Below are 19,442 nucleotides of genomic sequence, written 5' to 3' on the forward strand. Positions count from 1 at the left end.
TCCTGGCGGAGACCGGACTGACCGTGGATGTGGCCTCCGACGGCGAGGAAGCGGTGGCGAAGGTCCGGGATCGCCGGTACGGCCTGGTGCTCATGGACATGCAGATGCCACGCATGGACGGACTGGCCGCGACCCGGGCCATCCGCGGTATTCCCGGACGGGAGCAGCTTCCCATCATCGCCATGACCGCCAACGCGTTCGAAGACGACCGCAGGATGTGCCTGGATGCCGGAATGAACGGCTACCTGGGCAAGCCCGTGGATCCGGCCGTGCTGTTCGGCACGGTGCTGGAATGGCTGGCGAAGGGCCTGGTGGCCGATCCGGACCGGGACAGCGGAACGGTCGTCATGACGCGCCCGGCGGTTTCCGCAGTTCCGGAGGCCTCTTCACTTCCGGGAATCGACATCGCCACGGGACTGCGGTTCGCCCGCAACAACAAGGGCGAGTTCGAACGCCGCCTTCGCAGTTTCGTGACGAACGGGGCCAGCGATGCATCGGTGCTGAGAGAGAGGCTCCAAAGTGGCGATCGGGATGATGCGCGCCGCTGGGCGCATTCCCTGAAGGGTATCTCGGGATTCATCGGCGCCCACCGGCTGCTCGAGCTTGCCTCGACGCTGGAAGAAGCATTGCGCGACGAGGGCTCCCTCTTGGCCGTGGACGACGCCGTGCAGGCCCTGGATGAAGAACTGGCAAGGGTCGTGGCCGGCATCCGGGAACATCTGGACGCCGTCGCCGTACCGTTGCGGACTGCCCGGGCCTGAGCGCGGCGAAAGTCCGAATTCCTGACCGGTTCCGCCATCGCCGCGGGCTTCCTTCCTTCTTCGCGAAAGGACCGTCTCGAGGCACACTCCGGTCACAGACCCGTCGTGGCGAGACGCGCCGGGCTGAACCACGAGGAGCGTTCCCATGATTCACGTGATTGCCACCATCCAGCTTCACCCCGGCGTACGCGACCGCTTCCTGGACGAGTTTCGCAAGCTGGTGCCCAACGTGCAGGCCGAGAACGGCTGCCTCGAATACGGGGCGGCAGTGGATGTGGACAGCGGCCTGGGCCCGCAGCTCGCATTGCGACCGGACGTGGTGACCGTCGTGGAGAAATGGGCCGATCTCGACGCGCTTCGTGCCCACGCCAGGGCGCCGCACATGGGCGCCTACCGGGAACGCGTGAAAGCCTACGTCGCCGGAACTTCGCTGCAGGTGCTCGAACCGGCCTGAGCGGCGGGCAGTGCCGTGCGATTCTCCCCGCCGGCCGCCGGCGAGGCGTCGGGACGGTCGACTGGCAGAACGGCCGTGAAGCACGCCCCCCTCTCCTCATTGTTTTCTGCCCACAGCCGCCCCCCGTGCTGCTGGATGATTTCACGGCAGATGGCGAGCCCGAGGCCGGTTCCGCCCGCGCCGCTCTTGGTCTTGCTGCTCTGGACGAACTTGTCGAAGACCGCTTCGAGCTCGCCGGAAGGAATGCCGACCCCCTCATCCAGGACACGCACGCGAATGGCGGGGCGCGCCGTTCCCCGGACATCGGGCAACGTGTCCGGTGAGCTCGACAGGCTGACCCGCCTGCCCCGGGGCGAGAACTTGATGGCATTGGATACGAGATTGCGCAGCACCTGAGCGAGCCGCGCGGAATCGCACCAGAGCACGGCCTCGGGATTCACGTGCAGCTGCTCTAGGCGCACGCCGCGGTCACGCGCGATCGCCGACATTTCCGTGACCACGAGCTCGGCGACGTCGGCAATGCGATGCATCGCGAAGTCATAGTTCATCTTGCCGGCTTCCAGCTTGGACAGGTCCAGCAGGTCATTCAGCAGCGAGAGCAGCCGCTGGCCGCTCTGATGCACGCGCTCCAGATACTTGCCCAGCACCGGCACGGCCGCGTCGCCCGCGGTTGCCTTGGCGAGCCCCAGCTTGGAGAAGGAAAGGATGGCATGCATGGGCGTGCGCAGTTCGTGCGACATGTTCGCCAGGAATTCGGACTTCGCCTGATTCGCCGCTTCGGCCGCGTTCTTGGCGTCCAGCAGCTCCGCCGTTCGGGCGGTCACCTGCCGCTCCAGTTCGTCACGGTGGCGCCGGAGCACGTCCTGGGCCGCCCGGAACTCCGTTACGTCCAGGTTTCCGCCCACGGCCAGCACGGCGCGCCCGTTCTCGTCGCGGCGAATGTGCGCCCGGGTGAGCATGCTCCGGTACTCGCCGGACTTGTGTCTCAGGCGGTATTCCAGTTCGAACCGGTCGGCACGCGAGACGATGGCGTCGTGCACGAGGGCCATCGCGGCGTCCTTGTCCTGCGGATGCAGCAGGGCCTTCCACGATTCCAGCCCTCCGGTCAGCTCGTCCGGCCCGTAGCCGGCCTGTTCCTTGAGACGCTCGCTGAACTCGTAGACGTCGTGCCGGATGTCCCACGACCATACGCCGATGTCCGCGGCCCACACGATGGCCTGCAGCGTCGCTTCCCGATCGCGCAACTCGACCTCGACGCGGCGGCGCTGTTCCTCCACCTTCGCGTTGATCTCCGCGACTGCCAGATACTTGGCAACTTCTCTCACCATCTGGCGTTCGTGGTCCGCCCACTCGCGCCGGTAGGAAACGGACACGGCCACGGCCCCCAGAAGTTCGCCGCGGCTACCCGCCTGCACGGGGACCAGGAGACACCCCACCACGGGTTGGCCCAGCACACGCGTGATCTCTGCGGTGAGAGACGGATCGCCGATCTCGCAGATCTCCATCCGGCCGCCTTCCTCCCAGTGGCGGCGCATGTCCGCCGTAGGCAGGAGAGCGGTGCCGGCCGGGACCGAGGGGAGGGGATCGCATGCGCCCGCCCGGTGCGCAGCCGTCAATCGCCCGGCGTCGTCGACGCACAGATACGCGACACACAACTCCTCGCCGAGGACCTCGGCGATCCCGGCGGTCGCCTGGCGGCGGATGTCGTAGATCGGTGCACCCGCGGTCATCAGGCGCGCGACGGAATTCAGCACCTCCAACCGGATCCCTGTCTCCCGCAGACGCTCTTCGGCGAGGCGGCGCTGCGTGATATCGACGTCGACCGCGATGACATAGGCGGTGTCGTCGTGGAATCGCGCGGCAACCTTGGTCTTGAGCATCCACGCCGAGCCGCCGCCCTGGAACGGCACGAAGACCTCGCCCACGAACGGCTCGCCGGTGCGCAGCACCTGGTCGTCCTCGTCCCACGCCCCCTGTGCATAGGTTTCGTCGTGGAAATCGAAATCGGACAGACCGATCATCTCCTGGCGCGGCCGCCCGTAGACCTTCTCGACCGCGGCATTGACGACCACGAACCGGTGCCGCTCGTCCTTGACGATGATGGGCACCGGCACGGCATCGATGAGCGCATCGAGGAACTGCCGGTTGCGCTCGAGTTCGTGTTCCGCCCGGCGGCGAGCGGTGATGTCGAGAAAGGACACGGTGACGTACCTGCCCCCGCCCGGCATGCCGAACGCGCGCTTGCGCTTCATGATCCAGGGCGACTGGCCCGAGACGATCTCGTATTGCTGCTCCACCGTGAACTCGCCCATGGTCGCGAACAGTTCGTCGTCCTCGGCCATGTTCCGGCGTGCGGCCGCCGGGCTGAACAGTTCCAGGTCCGTCTTGCCGACGAACTCCTCCCGCCGCATGCCGAAGAATTCGAGGATCTCCTGGTTGGCGAGGATCACGCGGTGATCCTGATTCTTGACGACCACGGGCATCGGAATGGACTGAACGACAGCATCGAGAAACGCCTTGTTGCGCGCGAGTTCAGCCTCGGCCACCTTGCGCTCGGTGATGTCCACCCCGGATACCAGCACCAGATAGCCGCCGCCAGGGTTCGGGAGACGCCGCTTGAACTTGATGTACCAGCGAACCTCCCCCCGTGCGGTCGTGAAGTCCTCTTCCATGGTCAGGCGTTCGCCGGAGGCGAGCACGACGCGGTCTTCTTCCTCGAAGACGCGCGCGCGGTCGGGCTCGAGAATCTCGTGGTCTGTACGGCCGATCACCGCCTCTCGCGACAGGCCCGCCGTTTCCAGGCGGGCGTCGTTGATCAGCACGTATCGGCCCTGCTCGTCCTTCACCGCAACCGGAATGGGCAGGGCATTCATCACCAGACTGATGAGATGTTCGCTCGCCTCCGCGCGTGCCTGCGCTTCCTTGAGGGGGTGGATGTCGACGCTGGTGCCGATGACCACCCGTTCCGCACCTCCCAGTTGCACGGCCGCCTTGGTGAGAATCGTCCATCGCCCGGGACCTTCGTCCGTTCTGCTCCGGATCTCGCGCTGCAGGGGTGCGGTGGAGCGAAGGCATTCGTCGTCTTCCGCATACGCATGCGCCGTGGCCAGCGGAGAGAGGAAATCGGCGTCGCACCTGCCGAGCAGTTCCGACTTGGAATGGCCGGTCGCTCGCGCGAAGGCCTCGTTGACGAATATCCAGCGGTGCTCCGCCGACTTCACGAATACCGGGTTGGGAATGGCGTCCAGCACGTCGTTCAGATACCGCGCACTTTCTTCCGCCTTGGCCTGCGCTGCCTTCAGCTCATCGATGGGCGTGCTGGTGCCGACGATGTAGTCGTTGCCGTCATGCAGGCGGACCGCGACCTTGGAGATGGAAAGCCAGCCGTGTCTGCCGTCTTGCGTCGTGACATCGTGCTCGCGCACGACGCGTTCGCGGCGGGCGAACACTTCGTCGTCCTCCGCGTAGGCGGCCCTGACGCGATCGGGAGAGAGGACGTCTGCATCGCACCGGCCGATCAGCGCTTCCTTCGTCGTTCCCCAGCGTTCCGCCATCGCCTGATTCACCAGGATCCAGCGATGCGAACGATCCTTCACGTACACCGGCTGCGGTATGGCGTCGATGATGGAATCGAGAAAGCCGCGGCTCGCGGCAGCCTCTGCGTGCGCGGCGTCGCGCGCATCCCTGGCGGACGAGAAGTCGATGGCGGTGGCCAGCGCGTAGCCGGCTTCCACCAGCGTGTCCTCCACCCGGGCATCCCAGTCCCGCGGCGCCGCCGAGTCCAGCCGCAGGATGCCCACCGTCCTGCCCTGGACGACCACGGGAACGCTCGCGAATGCCTGGATGCCCGCGGCCGCGAACGCCTCTTTCGCTTCGGCGAATCGAGAGTCCCGGGCCAGGTCGCCCACCGCGACCGCACTGTGGCGCAGCCATTTCGTGTGCGGTGGAGCGACTGCGAAGGTTGTCCCGGCCCGGTCTCCGGCGCCGAGCGGGCCTCTCGTCGAACAGTCGTCCGCCACCACGGCGCCATCCGGACGCAGCGAGAGCCAGCTCGCACGGGTGCCGGGCACCAGCCGGCACAGTCCTTCGAGCGCGAGATCCACGATGCGGGACACGGGCTCGCGAGCCAGCACGCCCGTGGACAGATCGTGGAGCAGTTCGAGCCGCGCCCTGGCGGTCTCGATCTCCTGCTCCTGATGCCTGCGGTCCGTGATGTCGACCAGACAGGACACGACGAACGCCTCGTCGCCCACATCGAACGCCGTCCGGCTTTCGAGGACCCATCGCCGGCTGCCGTCCGGCCGTCCGTACTCGTCCTCCACCGGGATACCCCGGTCGCCCTTGGCGCCAAGCGCCTGAACGTCGCGCTCCCGCACCCGTTGCGCCTGCTGGGGCGGCAGAAGCTCGCTGTCGGTGCGGCCCACGGCCTCGCGGGGATCGCCGTCGACGAATCCCTCCACGGCGCGGCTGGCCATGAGCCAGCGGCCTGCCGCGTCCTTGACCACGACCCCCACCGGCACCGCAGCCAATACCGCATCGAGGAAGCGCTTTTGCCGCGCGATCTCCGCCGCATCCCGATGCTGCTGCGTGACGTCCTGGTTGGACGTGACGATGAGTGTCTCGCCGTTCCGGAGGCGCGTTGGGGTCTTGGTCTTGAACATCCAGCGGGTACGGCCGTCCGAGGTGGACGAACTGTTCCTCGAATTCCTGTGTCCGTCCCGAGGCCACGACCTCCCTGTCCTGCTCCTCGAAACGACGGGCGAGGTCGGAAGCGAAGACATCCCTGTCGAACCTGCCCAGAAAGTCCGAGCGGCTGCGCCCATGGAAAGCGACCATGGCATCGTTGGCGACGAGGAATCCGCGCCCGGCCGTCTTGGCGACGATGGGGAACGGCAATGCGTTCACCACGGCGTCGAGCAGTTCGAGACTTTCGTCCCGCTCGCGCGCCAGCCGCGTCTGTTCCGTCACGTCCACGATGGTGGTGACCACGAAGACCGATCCATCCGGGCGGCGAAGGGGAATCTTGACCACCTGGCCTGACATGGGCTGGCCGTGGAGCGGGTGGTATTCCACGCCGTAGCGGTGCGATTCGAACGACGACAGGGCCTCCAGGTCGCGCTCGCGGTGACGCCTCGCCTCGTCCGGGGGATACAAGGCGCTGTCGTCCCGGCCGATGAGCTGTTCGCGGGTCATCCCCAGCCACTCGCAGGCGGCCCGGTTGACGATGACGAACCGCGAATCCGCATCCTTCGCCGACATGGGCATGGGCACTGCGTCGAAGACATCGCGGAGGAACTCGGCCTGCGCGGCGCGTTCCTCCTGCGCCGCCAACCGGCGCTGGTCCATCTCCGCGCTGAGCCCTGCCATTTCGCGGCGCCGTTCCCTGTCGGTCCACAGGACGAGTGCGAACAGCACGAAAGAGCCGCAGACACCGATCACCACCACCGGAATGACGGAGCTTTCGGACCACGGTTCGAACTCGGGCAATGCGGTGGCCGTCAGATCGAACCGGGCGTCTCCGTGCCGCACGGGCACGACGCGCGGCGCAATGCCGGCGGCGCCAGGCGTTCGCGGGTGGGATTCCACCGACACGGGCTGGCCCGAAGGATCGTGACCGGAAAGCGACAGCGCGATGCCGCCCCGGTGCTTCGCCACGCTCTCCAGCAGATCGCGAAAAGGGACCCGGGTGACGGTCATCCCGATGACGGCCTCGATGGGTGCGTGCGGTCCCGCCTGACCCGGCCGGGCCTTGCGGAAGATGGGTGTGTACATCATCACCGCGGGTTCGGCTTCGGCCGTGGGCTGCCCCGTGCCGCTGTCGATGGCGCGGGGAAAGAGAACGCCCGTCCAGGTCTGGCGGCCGGTGCGGAGAGCACGTTCGACGGTTCCCCGGCGCACCGGCTCCGACATGATGTCGAATCCCAGCGGCCGGCGAAACGCCGAGGGCATGACGCGGTTCACGTACACCATCGGCAGATGGACCGGTTCGTTCGTCGCGGGCCAGACGGCGTAGTCCGGTACTTCTCGCCGCCGCTCGCCGATGTGGCGCTCCAGGTCGCCATGTCTCACGAAACGCGCGAAACCCATGCCGGCGGCGCCGGCGAACGCGGTCTGATCCAGACCGGTGCGGCTGACGAACTCGTTCCATTGGCCGCCGGTGAGATCGGGATGCATGGCGACGAAGCCCGCGGCGGCCCGTCCGGCCTGTTCGACTGCCACGAGGCGCTCTTCGATCTGATGGGCGAGGGAGGTCGCGACAGCGTCGAACCGATGGCTTCGCGACCACTCGTTCTGCAGGCGGGCGAACCATGCGAGCGCACCCGTGAGCGTCAGCGAAAGGATCAGGACGAGCCAGGGTGCGACCTGCCGCGCGGACGGCGGACGGACTACCGCCGGCGCCGTTGATTCATCCATCGCGCGTGCCAGCTTGTCGGTCCCCATCCCTACCCTTGCTCACCTGTGTCCACAGGACGATAACGACATGTCGCGGCCGTCGTTGAGGAGAAGATCCCTGGTCTGGGCAAATGCGACAGCCGTGTCTGCGGCACCCCGGGAAGAAAAGACAGGGGCAGCGCGGGCGAGAAAAGGTCTCCGGATGCGCGCCCCGCTTCGTTTGCCCCCATACTACGCCCCCGTTCATTCTTCGGACCTGTGAGATGTCGTCCTTTCAACGTGCGTGCGCCGTTTCGATCGCGTGGGTCCTGTGCGGCGACGCCGCGGCCGCGGGCAACGATTTTCCCAAGTTGAAGCCCGGCGAATGGGAGTTCACCCGCAAGGGATTCGAAGGCCCGCCCAATGCACAGAGCCTGGCCGTCAAGGAATGCCTCGATCCCGTCCGGACGATGCGCGAACAGAACGCGATGCTGGCGCAGGCGGGCTGCAAGTTCGATCCCGTCAAGGTCGAAGGCAACGTGTACACCTACACCGCCCAGTGCGACATTCCCGACATGGGCAAGACACGGTCGGTGAGCGTGCTGACGGCGGAAAGCGATCGGGCCTATACCGTCAAGGTGGAGTCGGAAGGAGAGATCAAGGGCAAACCGATGAAGGCGTCCGAGATTCTCACGGCTCGTCGGGTAGGCAACTGCGCGGTCGGAAAGGCAAAGTAATCGCATCGGACCGCGACAGACTCATCCGTCCGCCCTCCGCTGCCGTCCGCCGCTCGATGCGGAATGGCTCGCCGGTCCGCACCCGCAACACGGTAGTTTGCCGAAGACCACGCACCGCGTTCCCGGCCCCGTCTGGCGCCGGGGAACGCGGGGAACACCGTGTCAGTGCGCGACGCGTTTCAGGTGCCGGTACAGCTCGTCCTTGATGCGCAGGCGTTCTTTCTTGAGCGATTCGAACTCGAAGTCCTGATAGGGGCGATCGTTCTCTTCGATATCCACGATGGTGCCGTTGACACGGTCGTACTCGGCCATGAGTACCGTGGCCGTGTCGTCGTGCTCGCGCAGTTCGTGGAGAAGCTGGGAGAACTCGGGAAACTCGTGGTCGAGGTCGTGCGGAAGGACGTACATGGGACTGCCTCCTTTCAGGGGAACGAAACGAGGAACCTGCACGGGTCCATGGTACTCCCGGAAAAACGGCGGCGAAACACGTTCAGCCGGTAGCGTCGGCAGCGCGCCGGACCCGGTCGTCGCGGGCACCAGGACCGGCACATGCACCCCGCCTCCGCCCTCACCCGCCCCGGCGCCCGGGTCATCCGCCACGCGGCAGGTCGCGAGGTGACCGCACATCGCCCGGCCCGCCAGCGGACAAGGGCCAACGTCTGGGGTCCAGGGTCCAGGGTCCAGGGTCTGGGGTCTGGGGTCTGGGGTCTGGGGTCTGGGGTCTGGGGTCTGGGGTCCAGGTCAGTGAGCCTGCTCCCAATTGGGACCGCAACCCACGTCGACCAGCAGCGGCACGCTGAGCGGCGCCACCCCGGACATGAGGCGGGGCAGGCGCTCCTGAACGCGCTCCAGTTCGTCGGCAGGAACCTCGAGAACCAGTTCGTCGTGCACCTGCATCACGAGTCGTGTGGACAGGCGCTCTTCTTCGAGCCAGCGCTGGACCGCGATCATGGCGAGCTTGATGAGATCCGCGGCGGTCCCCTGCATGGGCGCATTGATCGCAGCGCGTTCGGCACCCTGCCGCCGCCCCTGGTTCTGCGCGCGGATGTCGGGCAGATACAGGCGCCGGCCGAAGACGGTTTCCACGTACCCCTGTTCGCGCGCGCTCTGTCGCGTCCGCTGCATGTAGTCGGCCACACCGGGATAGCGCGTGAAGTAGCGGTCCATGTACTGCTGGGCCGCGCTGCGCTCGATTCCGAGCTGGGCCGACAGGCCGAAGGCGGACATGCCGTAGATGAGCCCGAAATTGATGACCTTGGCGTAGCGGCGCTGCTCGGACGTCACATCGGCCGGAGCAAGGCCGAATATCTCGGACGCCGTGGCCCGGTGAACGTCCTCCCCCGCGTGGAACGCCGCCAGCAGCGACGCATCGCCCGACAGGTGGGCCATGATGCGCAGTTCGATCTGCGAGTAGTCCGCCGACACGATGCAGGACCCGGGAGGAGCGATGAACGCTTCGCGGATGCGTCTTCCCTCCGCCGTGCGCACGGGAATGTTCTGCAGGTTCGGCTCCGTGCTGGACAGCCGTCCCGTCACCGCCGTCGCCTGGCCATAGTTGGTGTGGACCCGCCCCGTGGAGGGGTTGACCATGCGCGGGAGCTTGTCCGTGTACGTCGACTTCAGCTTCGACATGGCGCGGTACTCGAGAATCCGCTTGGGCAACGGATGATCGAGCGCGAGCGTTCCAGGACGTCCTCGTCCGTGGAGGGGGTGCCGCTGGGCGTCTTCTTGACGACGGGAAGCTTGTGCTTCTGGAACAGGATCTCCTGCAGTTGCTTGGGCGAGTTGACGTTGAACGGCTGGCCGGCCAGTTCGTGCGCCTGGCGTTCGAGTTCCAGCATGCGTCCGCCCAGTTCCGCCGACTGAACCTCCAGCCGGCGCGCATCGATCAGCACACCGTTGCGCTCCATCGCGAGCAGGACAGGCATCACCGGCATTTCGATCTCGGCGTACACGCGGCCGAGCGCGGGTTCGCTCGCCAGGCGGGGATGCATCGCCGTGTGAAGCTGCAGGGTGATGTCGGCATCCTCCGCCGAATACTCCGTGGCCCGGTCGACACTCACCTGGTCGAAACCGATCTGGCTCGCCCCCTTGCCCGCCACTTCCTCGTACGTGATCGTCTTCACGCCAAGGTGACGCATGGCCAGGCTGTCCATGTCGTGCGGCTTGTGGCTTTCCAGCACGTAGGACTGCAACAGGGTGTCGTGCAGGACGCCCCGCACGGCGACGCCGTGATTGAGCAGCACGTGCATGTCGTACTTGGCGTTCTGCGCGAGCTTCGCCCGGGCAGGGTCCTCCAGCCATGGGCGCAGCGATTCCAGGGTCGCCTGGAGGTCGAGCTGGGCGGGCGCTCCTGCGTAGCGATGCGCGAGTGGAATGTAGGCTGCTTCGTGAGCGCTGACGGCGAGCGAGATGCCCACGATCCTTGCGGCCATGGGATCGAGGCTGGTGGTCTCGGTATCGAAGCAGGTGAGTTCGGCGGCCCCGATCTTCTCCAGCCAGCGCTGCAACGCGGCTGGCGTATCGACCGTTTCGTAGTGACGGGGAGGGGGAGGTTCCGCGACGGGCACGGGTTCGCTGGGGGAACCGGCATCCTGTCCGACGCCGTCCTTCAACTCGCGCAGCCAGGTCTTGAACTCGAAACGTTCGTAGAGCTCGACAAGGGCTGCAGCGTCGACCGGCCGGGGCTGCAGGTCATCCACATGGAACGGCAACGGCACGTCGCACTTGATGGTGAGGAGCCGGCGCGCCTGCGGCAGCCATTCCAGCACCTTGCGAAGATTCTCTCCCACGGCACCGGTCACGCTGGCAGAGGACCGGATCACGTCATCGAGCGTTCCGAACTGCTGCAGCCACTTGACGGCCGTCTTCGGTCCCACCTTGTCGACCCCGGGTACGTTGTCGACCGCATCGCCCACCAGGGTCAGGTAGTCCACGATGCGCTGCGGGGGAACACCGAACTTGGCTTCGACCATCGCCGCATCCAGAGCTTCGTTGGTCATGGTGTTGACGAGCGTGACCTGCTCGCAGACCAGTTGCGCCATGTCCTTGTCGCCGGTCGAGACGACCGTCCGGAGCCCGGCATCGCAGGCGAGGTGCGCCAGCGTGCCGATGACGTCGTCGGCCTCCACGCCCTCCACCGCCAGGAGCGGCCAGCCGAGGGCCTGCACGACGGCATGGATCGGTTCGATCTGGGCCGAGAGATCGTCCGGCATCGGCGCGCGGTTCGCCTTGTACTGTGGGTACCACTCGTCGCGGAAGGTCTTGCCTTTTGCGTCGAATACGCAGGCGATATACTCGGCGGGCACTTCGCGACGCAGGCGGCGCAGCATGTTCACGACGCCGTAGATGGCGCCCGTGGGTTCGCCGACGCGGTTGCGCAGATCCGGCAGTGCATGGAAAGCGCGGTAAAGATAGGACGAACCGTCCACCAGCAGCAGCGTTTTCATTCTTGTTCCGAACCTTGAGGATGAGTCCGACGCGATGTCACGGCGGCAAGCGTGTCATGTTGCGACGGGACCTTTCCGGGAGATGTCCGACCGGTGCCGGCCGAGCGCGGCAGCCTGACCCTCATCGCGGCGGCGATCATCGATCGGATCTGCCCCGGACCGGTATCAAGTGTGTCCGCATGCGGCCGACAAGCAACCCACGGGACGACAGGATGTCGGGAAAGACATGACGATTGGGAACAAGATCCCGGTGCCTCTGGCGCCGGAACTGCTCGAGAAATCGTGGTCCGCACGCGAGTCGTGGCGGGTCTTCGGGATTATGGCAGAGTTCGTCGAGGCCACGGAGCGGCTGAACGCCATCCGGCCCGCCGTGAGCATCTTCGGCAGCGCACGCACGCCGCCGGACCACCCCAACTACCTGCTGACGGAACGCATTGCGCGGCTCCTGTCGGACGCCGGCTTCTCGGTGATATCCGGCGGGGGTCCGGGCGTGATGGAAGCGGCCAACAAGGGTGCGTTCTTCGGCAAGTCGCTGGCCGTGGGCCTCAACATCCAGCTGCCGCACGAACAGAAGTCCAATCCTTATCAGGACGTCAGCCAGACGTTCCACCACTTCTTCGCGCGGAAGGTGATGTTCGTCAAGTTCGCCTCCGCGTACGTGGTCATGCCGGGCGGCTTCGGCACCCTCGACGAGCTCATGGAGGCCCTCACGCTGGTGCAGACCCGCAAGTCGCGCCACATCCCCATCATTCTGGTGGGCGCGACCTTCTGGTCGGGCCTGCTCGGCTGGATCTCCACCTCGCTGGTGGAAGAGAAGATGATCGATCCGGGCGACGTCGACCTCATCCAGGTCATCGACGAACCGGAGAAGATCGTCGAGGCGATCTTCGCGCACTACGAGAAGCGGGGCTTCGATCTGTCCGCTGCCGAACGCGAGGCGCTGCTCAACCTGTGAACACCGCGATGCTCCTGTCGGGATGCGCCGCCTTCCGGTACGAGTCGGTCGCCCGAAGGCCGGCCCGCTGCCGTGGCCGTGTGACCAGTACACCCAGGGGACAGGCCCTCGCCGGCGAAAAGCCCGGCAGGCTCCTGCCCGGCGCGTGAGGCTCCAATGTCGGTCTTCACCACCGTGTCGGAGGACGAACTGCGGCAGTGGCTGAGCGGCTATTCCGTCGGTCATCTCCTGGAACTGAAGGGAATCCTCTCGGGCATCGAGAACACCAACTACTTCGTCACGACCTCCCAGGGGCGTTTCGTCCTTACCCTGTTCGAGAAGCTCACCGCGCGGGAACTTCCGTTCTACCTGCACCTGATGGCGCATCTTTCCAGCCATGGCCTGCCTTGTCCGCGGCCGGTGGCAGATCAGCGCAACGAGCTCCTCGGCGAGCTGAACGGAAAACCGGCCTCCCTCGTGACGCGGCTCGCCGGCCAGCCGGTCGTCGATCCGACCGCGACGCACTGCGCGCGCGTGGGCGAAGTCCTGGCGGACCTGCACCTCGCCGGCCGGACCTATCCGCGTCATCTCGACAACCTCCGTGGCCAGACCTGGTGGACGGCCACGCTGCCGGAACTCACGCCCTTTCTTTCCGAAGAGAATCGATGGATGCTGGAGCGCGAGGTCCGGTTCCAGGCCGGACTGCAGCTCGGACCGTTGCCGCGCGGGGTGATCCACGCCGACCTCTTCCGCGACAACGTCCTGTTCGACGGCGACCGCGTCGGCGGGGTCATCGACTTCTACTTCGCCTGCGTGGACGTGCTTCTGTACGACGTGGCCATCACCGTCAACGACTGGTGCATGACTGGCGACCGCATCATCGACCCGGTCCGCTGCCGCGCGCTTCTGGACGCGTATCACCGCACCCGCCCCTTCACGGCCGAAGAGCGCGATCTGTGGCCGGCGATGCTGCGCGCTGGCGCCCTCCGGTTCTGGGTATCGCGGCTCCACGACTATCATCTTCCCCGGGCAGGAGAGCTCACCCACGCCCACGATCCGACGCATTTCGAGCGCATACTCCGCAACCACGTCGCCGCGGCCGACCGCCCGGAGCCGGCGATTCCACTTGTCTGAGACATTGAACCCGACCCTCTCTCCCCGGCGAGTCCCGGTGCGCCATGGCTTTCAGTGGCTGCGCGACGGCTGGCGCCTGCTGGTTCGCAAACCGCTCACCTGGATCGTGTACACGTTCGTCACGTGGTTCATCGTCAGTGCGGCGGCCATTCATCCGCTCCTCGTGGCCGCAGTGGCGGTTCTGCTTCCCGTGATCCTGGCAGGATGGACCTTGGCCTGCCGCGAAGCCGAGGCAGGACGGTCCATTCCCGTGACGATGCTGTTCGACGGATTCCGCGGCCGCGTCGCCGACCTCGCCTCCATCGGCGGCCTGAATCTTCTCGGCAATGTGGTGCTGATGATGTTGATGCTCGCGATTGGCGGAGAAGCATTCACCGAGGCCATGTCGAATCCCGGGGGCCTCACTCCGGAACAGGCGCAGGCGCTGCAGGGGCGGATGAGTCTGGCGCTCGTGGTGATTCTCGCCATCGGCGTGCCGCTCGCCATGGCGGTCTGGTTCGCTCCGGTGGCCGTGGTTCTCGATGGCGTGCGCGGCTGGGCGGCTCTGGGCGCTTCGCTCAGGGGCATCGCCAGAAACTCGCTGCCGTTCTTTGTCTACAGCCTCCTGCTGGCGCTGATCGGCCTCTTGCTGTTCTCGCTGGCCGCGGCAGTGGGCCTTTCGCGGCCCGCGGCCATGGAACTGGCGTTCTGGGCGCTGATGCCTCTCCTGGTGACGAGCGTCTACGCGAGCTACCGCGACATCTTCGGCGGGAATCGCGAGCCGGAAGTCCCGGTGGAGGCGTAGCAGGAGGCCGGACCTGCTTTCCGGCTGACGCCGGGCAACGCAGGAAAGGTCAGGCCGGCGCCAGGCGAGCGTAGTCCAGCGCGAGCCATTTCGTGCCGGCGTTGCGGAAGTTCACCTGAACGCGGGCATCCGCGCCTCTTCCCTCGGCCGTGATGATGACTCCCTGGCCGAACTTGGGATGGACGACATTCTGTCCGACCCGCCAGGTGCCCGCGCTCGACTGCGCGACACTGGCCGGACTTGCGGCCATGCGGGCAGACATGCCGAAGGTGGAGCCGGCGTAAGGCCGCGCTGCCGCGGTGTTCATCCGCTTGAGCAAGGCGGGCGGAATCTCGTCGAAGAACCGCGAGGGAATGTTGTACCGGGTCTGGCCATGCAGCATCCGGGACTGCGCCAGCGTGAGATAGAGCCGCCGGCGCGCCCGCGTGAGCGCCACGTACATGAGGCGGCGCTCCTCTTCCAGCCCGTCGTCCTCGTTCAGGCTGTTCTCGTGCGGAAAGAGCCCCTCCTCCAGTCCGCTCACGAACACGGTGTGGAACTCGAGCCCCTTGGCGGAGTGGACCGTCATCAGCTGGACTGCATCCTCGCCTGCGCCTGCCTGATGCTCTCCGGCCTCGAGGGCGGCGTGGGCGAGAAACGCGTTCAGTGCCGACTGAGGGTCCCGCGGGTCCAACGTTCCGCCGTCGGCTGCCGCTGCGTCGTAGAGCTCCTCGGCGGTAAAACCGGACGCCGCGTTCACCAGTTCGTCGAGGTTCTCGACGCGGTCGGCACCCTCCTTTTCTGCCTGGTAGTGATCCTTCAGTCCGCTCGACTCGACGACAGCCTCGACCGTTTCGGTGAGCGGCAAGCCATTGACGGCGTTGCGCAGGCCTTCGATCAGATGCACGAAGGCCGCGATCGATGCTCCCGCCTTGCCTCCGGGGGCATGGCCGCAGGCGGCCTGCCACAGACTGATGCCATGGACGCGCGCGGTTTCCTGCAGCGACTCGACGGAGCGCGCGCCGATTCCGCGGGCGGGGAAATTGACGACGCGAAGCAACGCGCCGTCGTCCTCGGGATTGGCCACCAGCCGCAGATAGGCGAGCGCATGCTTGATTTCCTGGCGCTCGAAGAAACGCAGTCCGCCATACACGCGGTACGCCAGACCGGCGTTGAAGAGGGCGTGCTCCAGCGCGCGTGACTGTGCGTTGGAACGATAGAGCAGCGCGATGTCCGCGCACCGCACTCCATCGTTCCGCAATGCGCGGATCTCGTCGACGATGTACTGCGCCTCGTCGAGATCCGATGCCGCCTCGTAGACGCGCAGCGGTTCGCCGCTGCCTTCGGCCGTCCACAGATTCTTGCCCAGGCGCGCTCGATTGTGCGAGATGAGCGCGTTGGCGGCATCCAGGATGTTGCCGTGGGAGCGGTAGTTCTGTTCGAGCCTGATCAGCCGGCCGGACGCGAAATCGCGCTCGAAGTCGCGCATGTTGCCGGGCTCGGCCCCGCGGAAGCGATAGACCGACTGGTCATCGTCGCCGACGGCGAACACCACGTTGTCCCTGCCGGCCAGGAGCTTGAGCCACGCGTACTGGAGCCGGTTCGTGTCCTGGAACTCGTCCACGAGGATGTGCCTGAAACGTGCGCGGTAGTGCTCGCGCAGGATCTCGTTGCGGGAGAGAAGCTCGTGACAGCGCAGAAGCAGTTCCGCGAAGTCCACCACGCCTTCGCGCTGGCACTGGAGGTCGTAGGCTTCGTAGACGTCGCGCATGCGGCGGGCGAAGTCGTCCACGGGATCCACCTGGGACGCCCGCAGTCCCGCATCCTTGTTGCCGTTGATGAACCACTGTGCCTGCCGGGCAGGGTACTTCTCGTCGTCGATGTCCAGCGAGCGCATCACACGCTTGATGAGCGACAGCTGGTCCTGGGTGTCCAGTATCTGGAAACTCTGGGGAAGCATCGCGTCGCGATAATGGGCGCGCAGCATCCGATTGCACAGGCCGTGGAACGTGCCGACCCACATGCCGCGGGTGTTGATGGGCAGCATTGCCGAGATGCGCGTGAGCATCTCGCGCGCCGCCTTGTTCGTGAACGTGACCGCGAGCAATCCGGCGGGACTGGCGCGTCCGCTCTGTATCAGCCAGGCGATGCGCGTGGTGAGCACGCGAGTCTTGCCGCTGCCGGCACCAGCCAGGATGAGCGCCGAGACGTCGGGGAGCGTGACGGCCTCCAGCTGTTGCGGATTCAGGCCTTCGAGGAGCAAGGAGTTCATCTGAAGAAACGGGCTGCGCGGGAACCGAGATTATCCCCGGGAACGACCCGCCTTGGGACTCGATGCCGAACGTTCGCTCGCGGGTTCCCGCGCGGCCGGATTGCCTGTCCGTCGACGTTGGGTTAACGTCGACTCGACTGTTCATCGGGCGAGCCCGTCTGCAATAGTGGCCATCGGTTCGCGCCGATCCGTTCCAACGTCTCGACTTCGGATTCATGAACCCATTCACCCCAGCATTGCGCGCGCTCTTCGCGGCCGCCGTTACCGCCGTTTCGTTTCCCGCCCACGCCGTGACGGCCGAGGTCGTGTGGCACGACCCCAAGTGCGACTTCGTGCTGGTCAAGAACGAGGATGGTCACGGGATCGTGCTCAAGGCCTCGCCCATCGAACTCAAGAGCGGAGACGTGCTGGACGGTGCCCTGGACCAGGTGGGCTACTTCCGGCGCATCGCCAAGGTGGGCACGGAAGAGACGTCGATGATGCGAGGCATGAAGTACGGGGTCCGGCGCAAGGTCGCCGTCGAACTCATCAGCGATTGGTCCAGCTACTGCAATCCGCCCGAGAACTGATCGGGCCGCGCGTCGTCTTCCGTGTCGGACTTTTCGTCGGGGAATTCGTACCGCCGCAGCAGACCGGACGCCTCATCCTTGAGATAGTCGAAGAACGATCTCGCGACCACGGACAGCTGCTTGTTGCCCGGATACACCACGAACCATGAGCGCATCAGTGGCAGACCCTCCACGTCCAGCGTGAACAGCTTGCCGGGCATGGGATCCAGCACGAGCGCGTGCCGGGACATCAGCGTGACTCCCAGTCCCGCGATGACCGCCTGCTTGATGGCTTCGGTCGATCCGATCTCCATCTTCGCCTGCAGTTCGATACCTCGCGTCCGGAAGTGACGCTCGAGCGCCATGCGGGTCCCGGAGCCCCGCTCGCGGACCAGGAGCCGCTCCTTCGCGAATTCCCGGAGCGGCACCCGCTTGCGTCCGACCAGAGGATGGCCCGCGGGAGCCACCGCGACGAGCGGATTGTCCAGGAAGGGGTGCACCTCGATGTCGAACTGCTGCTGAGGCGGGGTGCCCAGGATGTACAGGTCGTCCTCCTGTCTTGCGAGCCGTTCGAGAATCACGTCTCGATTCGCGATCTCGAACCGGACGTCGATGCCGGGATACCGGTCGCAGAAGGGACCGAGCAACCGCGGCACGAAGTACTTGGCGGTACTGACGCATGCCAGTCGCAAACGGCCTTTGCGCAATCCCCGCATGTCGTCGGCCGACATCTCGAATCTCGACCACACGTCGAACATGTCGCGGCAGGTGCGATACAACTCCTGGCCGATGTCCGTGAGCTGGATCTTGCGCCCGATCTGTTCGAAAAGCGGTTGCTCGACGGCTTCGGACAGCTGTTTGACCTGCATGGAGACGGTGGGCTGTGAGAGATGGAGTTCCTCCGCGGCACGGGTAAAGCTGCCGAGCCGTGCAACCGTCTCGAAGACGCGCAGCTGTCGAAGGGTGACATGCATGCCAGGGCGGCGGGCAGGAAGTTCGTTCATAGAGACCTATCTATGGAACAGATCAATATTTATCATTTCTCTAAATGAATTGTGCTCGGTAGACGCCACTCCGTCGAGTTTGGTGTTTCATACCGGGCTCGACCGACGTAGCGTTTCTCCCTGGCAAACGCGATTTAAGGCGACCTTAGAGTCGCCTATTTTTTTGGCGGCGCCGCGTTGCATGCTCCGATGGGCTGTCGTAAGTTCGGGGACCCCCACCTGCTCCGGTACCGACATGCGATCCGCGTTACTTCACTGGCTTACCCTCGCCGCCCTTTCGCTCGCCGCCGTCCCGAGCCAGGCCGTCTCCCTGGAAGAATTGCGCGATCAGGAAGTGGCCAGCGCGTTGAGACAGGCCCTGGAGATCGGAGCAGCCAACGCGGTTTCCCGCCTGGGACAGGACAATGGATTCCTGGGCAACGAAAAGATCCGGATTCCCCTGCCGGAAAGCCTCGCCAAAGTCGAAAAGGGCATGCGGGTGGTCGGGCTGGGCAAGCAGGCGGACGAACTCGTCACGACCATGAATCGGGCCGCCGAGCAGGCGGTCCCGGAGGCCCGGGCGCTCCTGCTCAACACCGTCCGCACGCTCACGATCCAGGACGCCAAGAACATATTGACCGGTCCGGACGACAGCGCGACGAGCTTCTTCCGCGCGAAGACCCAGGAGGAATTGACGAAACGCTTCCTCCCGATCGTGAGCCGGACCACGAAGAAACTCAAGCTCGCGGACTACTACAACCGCTTCGCGGCCCGGGGCGTCGCGTTCGGGCTGGTACGTGGGGAGGACGCGAATCTCGACGACTATGTCACGCGAAAGGCCCTGGACGGCTTGTACGCGACCGTCGCGGAGGAGGAGAAGGCCATTCGTGCCAATCCATTGGACAGCGGCAAGAAACTCGTACGCAAGGTATTCGGGGTGCTCCTGCCGCAGTAGAGCGGATCTCGCGAGGCCGTTCCGGGGACGCCGTTTCCCGGGCCGCCCTGGCCGCGCCGTTCTTCATTGCCGGACGGGGT

Annotated in this window: 12 protein-coding genes and 3 pseudogenes; 8 read left to right on the top strand and 7 right to left on the bottom strand. The window is 65.9% G+C overall.

Going from position 1 to position 19,442, the window contains the following annotated elements:
- Positions 1–182: 182 nt before the first annotated feature.
- Together IPK20_04025 and IPK20_04030 are read left to right on the top strand one after the other, a co-directional pair.
- Entirely contained in the window at positions 183–761 is a 579-nt protein-coding gene (locus tag IPK20_04025; GenBank protein ID MBK8015955.1) for an Hpt domain-containing protein, read from the top strand.
- A 145-nt stretch (positions 762–906) separates the two neighbouring features.
- Positions 907–1,215: an antibiotic biosynthesis monooxygenase gene (locus IPK20_04030; protein MBK8015956.1), complete on the top strand. Its 309-nt coding sequence runs from the start codon at positions 907–909 to the stop codon at positions 1,213–1,215.
- On the opposite strand, the gene IPK20_04035 is transcribed toward IPK20_04030, so the two are convergent.
- From IPK20_04035 to IPK20_04045, 3 genes and pseudogenes are all read right to left on the bottom strand, one after another.
- A complete protein-coding gene (locus IPK20_04035) occupies positions 1,173–5,876 on the bottom strand; it encodes a PAS domain-containing protein (protein ID MBK8015957.1) in 4,704 nt (1,567 codons plus the stop codon). The genes IPK20_04030 and IPK20_04035 overlap by 43 nt on opposite strands.
- Positions 5,875–6,258, bottom strand: a pseudogene (locus IPK20_04040) (PAS domain-containing protein). The gene IPK20_04035 and the pseudogene IPK20_04040 overlap by 2 nt, the downstream one beginning before the upstream one ends.
- Positions 6,259–6,822: 564 nt before the next feature.
- Positions 6,823–7,656: pseudogene (locus IPK20_04045) on the bottom strand (CHASE domain-containing protein).
- 215 nt (positions 7,657–7,871) lie between these two features.
- On the opposite strand from IPK20_04045, the gene IPK20_04050 reads away from it, so the two are divergent.
- Positions 7,872–8,324, top strand: a complete 453-nt coding sequence (locus IPK20_04050) for a DUF3617 family protein (protein MBK8015958.1) — start codon at positions 7,872–7,874, stop codon at positions 8,322–8,324.
- Between the two features lie 162 nt (positions 8,325–8,486).
- Here the strand turns inward: IPK20_04050 and IPK20_04055 are convergent, their stop codons facing one another.
- Positions 8,487–8,732: a DUF465 domain-containing protein gene (locus IPK20_04055; protein ID MBK8015959.1), complete on the bottom strand. Its 246-nt coding sequence runs from the start codon at positions 8,730–8,732 to the stop codon at positions 8,487–8,489.
- Between the two features lie 333 nt (positions 8,733–9,065).
- Positions 9,066–11,773, bottom strand: a pseudogene (gene polA, locus IPK20_04060) (DNA polymerase I).
- Positions 11,774–11,999: 226 nt separating this feature from the next.
- Here polA and IPK20_04065 point away from each other — a divergent pair.
- The 3 genes from IPK20_04065 to IPK20_04075 all read left to right on the top strand — a co-directional run bounded on the left by IPK20_04065 (position 12,000) and on the right by IPK20_04075 (position 14,625).
- Positions 12,000–12,728, top strand: a complete 729-nt coding sequence (locus IPK20_04065; protein ID MBK8015960.1) for a TIGR00730 family Rossman fold protein — start codon at positions 12,000–12,002, stop codon at positions 12,726–12,728.
- Between the two features lie 156 nt (positions 12,729–12,884).
- On the top strand, positions 12,885–13,841 hold the full coding sequence (locus IPK20_04070; GenBank protein ID MBK8015961.1) for a homoserine kinase: 957 nt from the start codon (positions 12,885–12,887) through the stop codon (positions 13,839–13,841).
- Positions 13,842–13,845: 4 nt separating this feature from the next.
- The gene (locus IPK20_04075; protein MBK8015962.1) at positions 13,846–14,625 is read left to right on the top strand and encodes a hypothetical protein; all 780 of its coding nucleotides are present in this window, start codon (positions 13,846–13,848) and stop codon (positions 14,623–14,625) included.
- A gap of 49 nt (positions 14,626–14,674) precedes the next feature.
- Here IPK20_04075 and uvrD read toward each other — a convergent pair whose 3' ends face one another.
- A complete protein-coding gene (uvrD, locus tag IPK20_04080; protein ID MBK8015963.1) occupies positions 14,675–16,876 on the bottom strand; it encodes a DNA helicase II in 2,202 nt (733 codons plus the stop codon).
- A gap of 215 nt (positions 16,877–17,091) precedes the next feature.
- Between uvrD and IPK20_04085 the strand changes: the two genes are divergently transcribed.
- On the top strand, positions 17,092–17,445 hold the full coding sequence (locus IPK20_04085) for a hypothetical protein (protein ID MBK8015964.1): 354 nt from the start codon (positions 17,092–17,094) through the stop codon (positions 17,443–17,445).
- Here the strand turns inward: IPK20_04085 and IPK20_04090 are convergent.
- The gene (locus IPK20_04090; protein MBK8015965.1) at positions 17,421–18,398 is read right to left on the bottom strand and encodes a LysR family transcriptional regulator; all 978 of its coding nucleotides are present in this window, start codon (positions 18,396–18,398) and stop codon (positions 17,421–17,423) included. The two genes, IPK20_04085 and IPK20_04090, sit on opposite strands and share 25 nt — an antisense overlap.
- Before the next feature lie 265 nt (positions 18,399–18,663).
- Here IPK20_04090 and IPK20_04095 point away from each other — a divergent pair, with 265 nt between their 5' ends.
- A complete protein-coding gene (locus tag IPK20_04095) occupies positions 18,664–19,362 on the top strand; it encodes a DUF4197 domain-containing protein (GenBank protein ID MBK8015966.1) in 699 nt (232 codons plus the stop codon).
- The last annotated feature ends 80 nt before the right edge of the window (positions 19,363–19,442 follow it).

It is taken from the genome of Betaproteobacteria bacterium (genome assembly GCA_016713305.1).
In the GTDB taxonomy this organism is placed as follows: domain Bacteria; phylum Pseudomonadota; class Gammaproteobacteria; order Burkholderiales.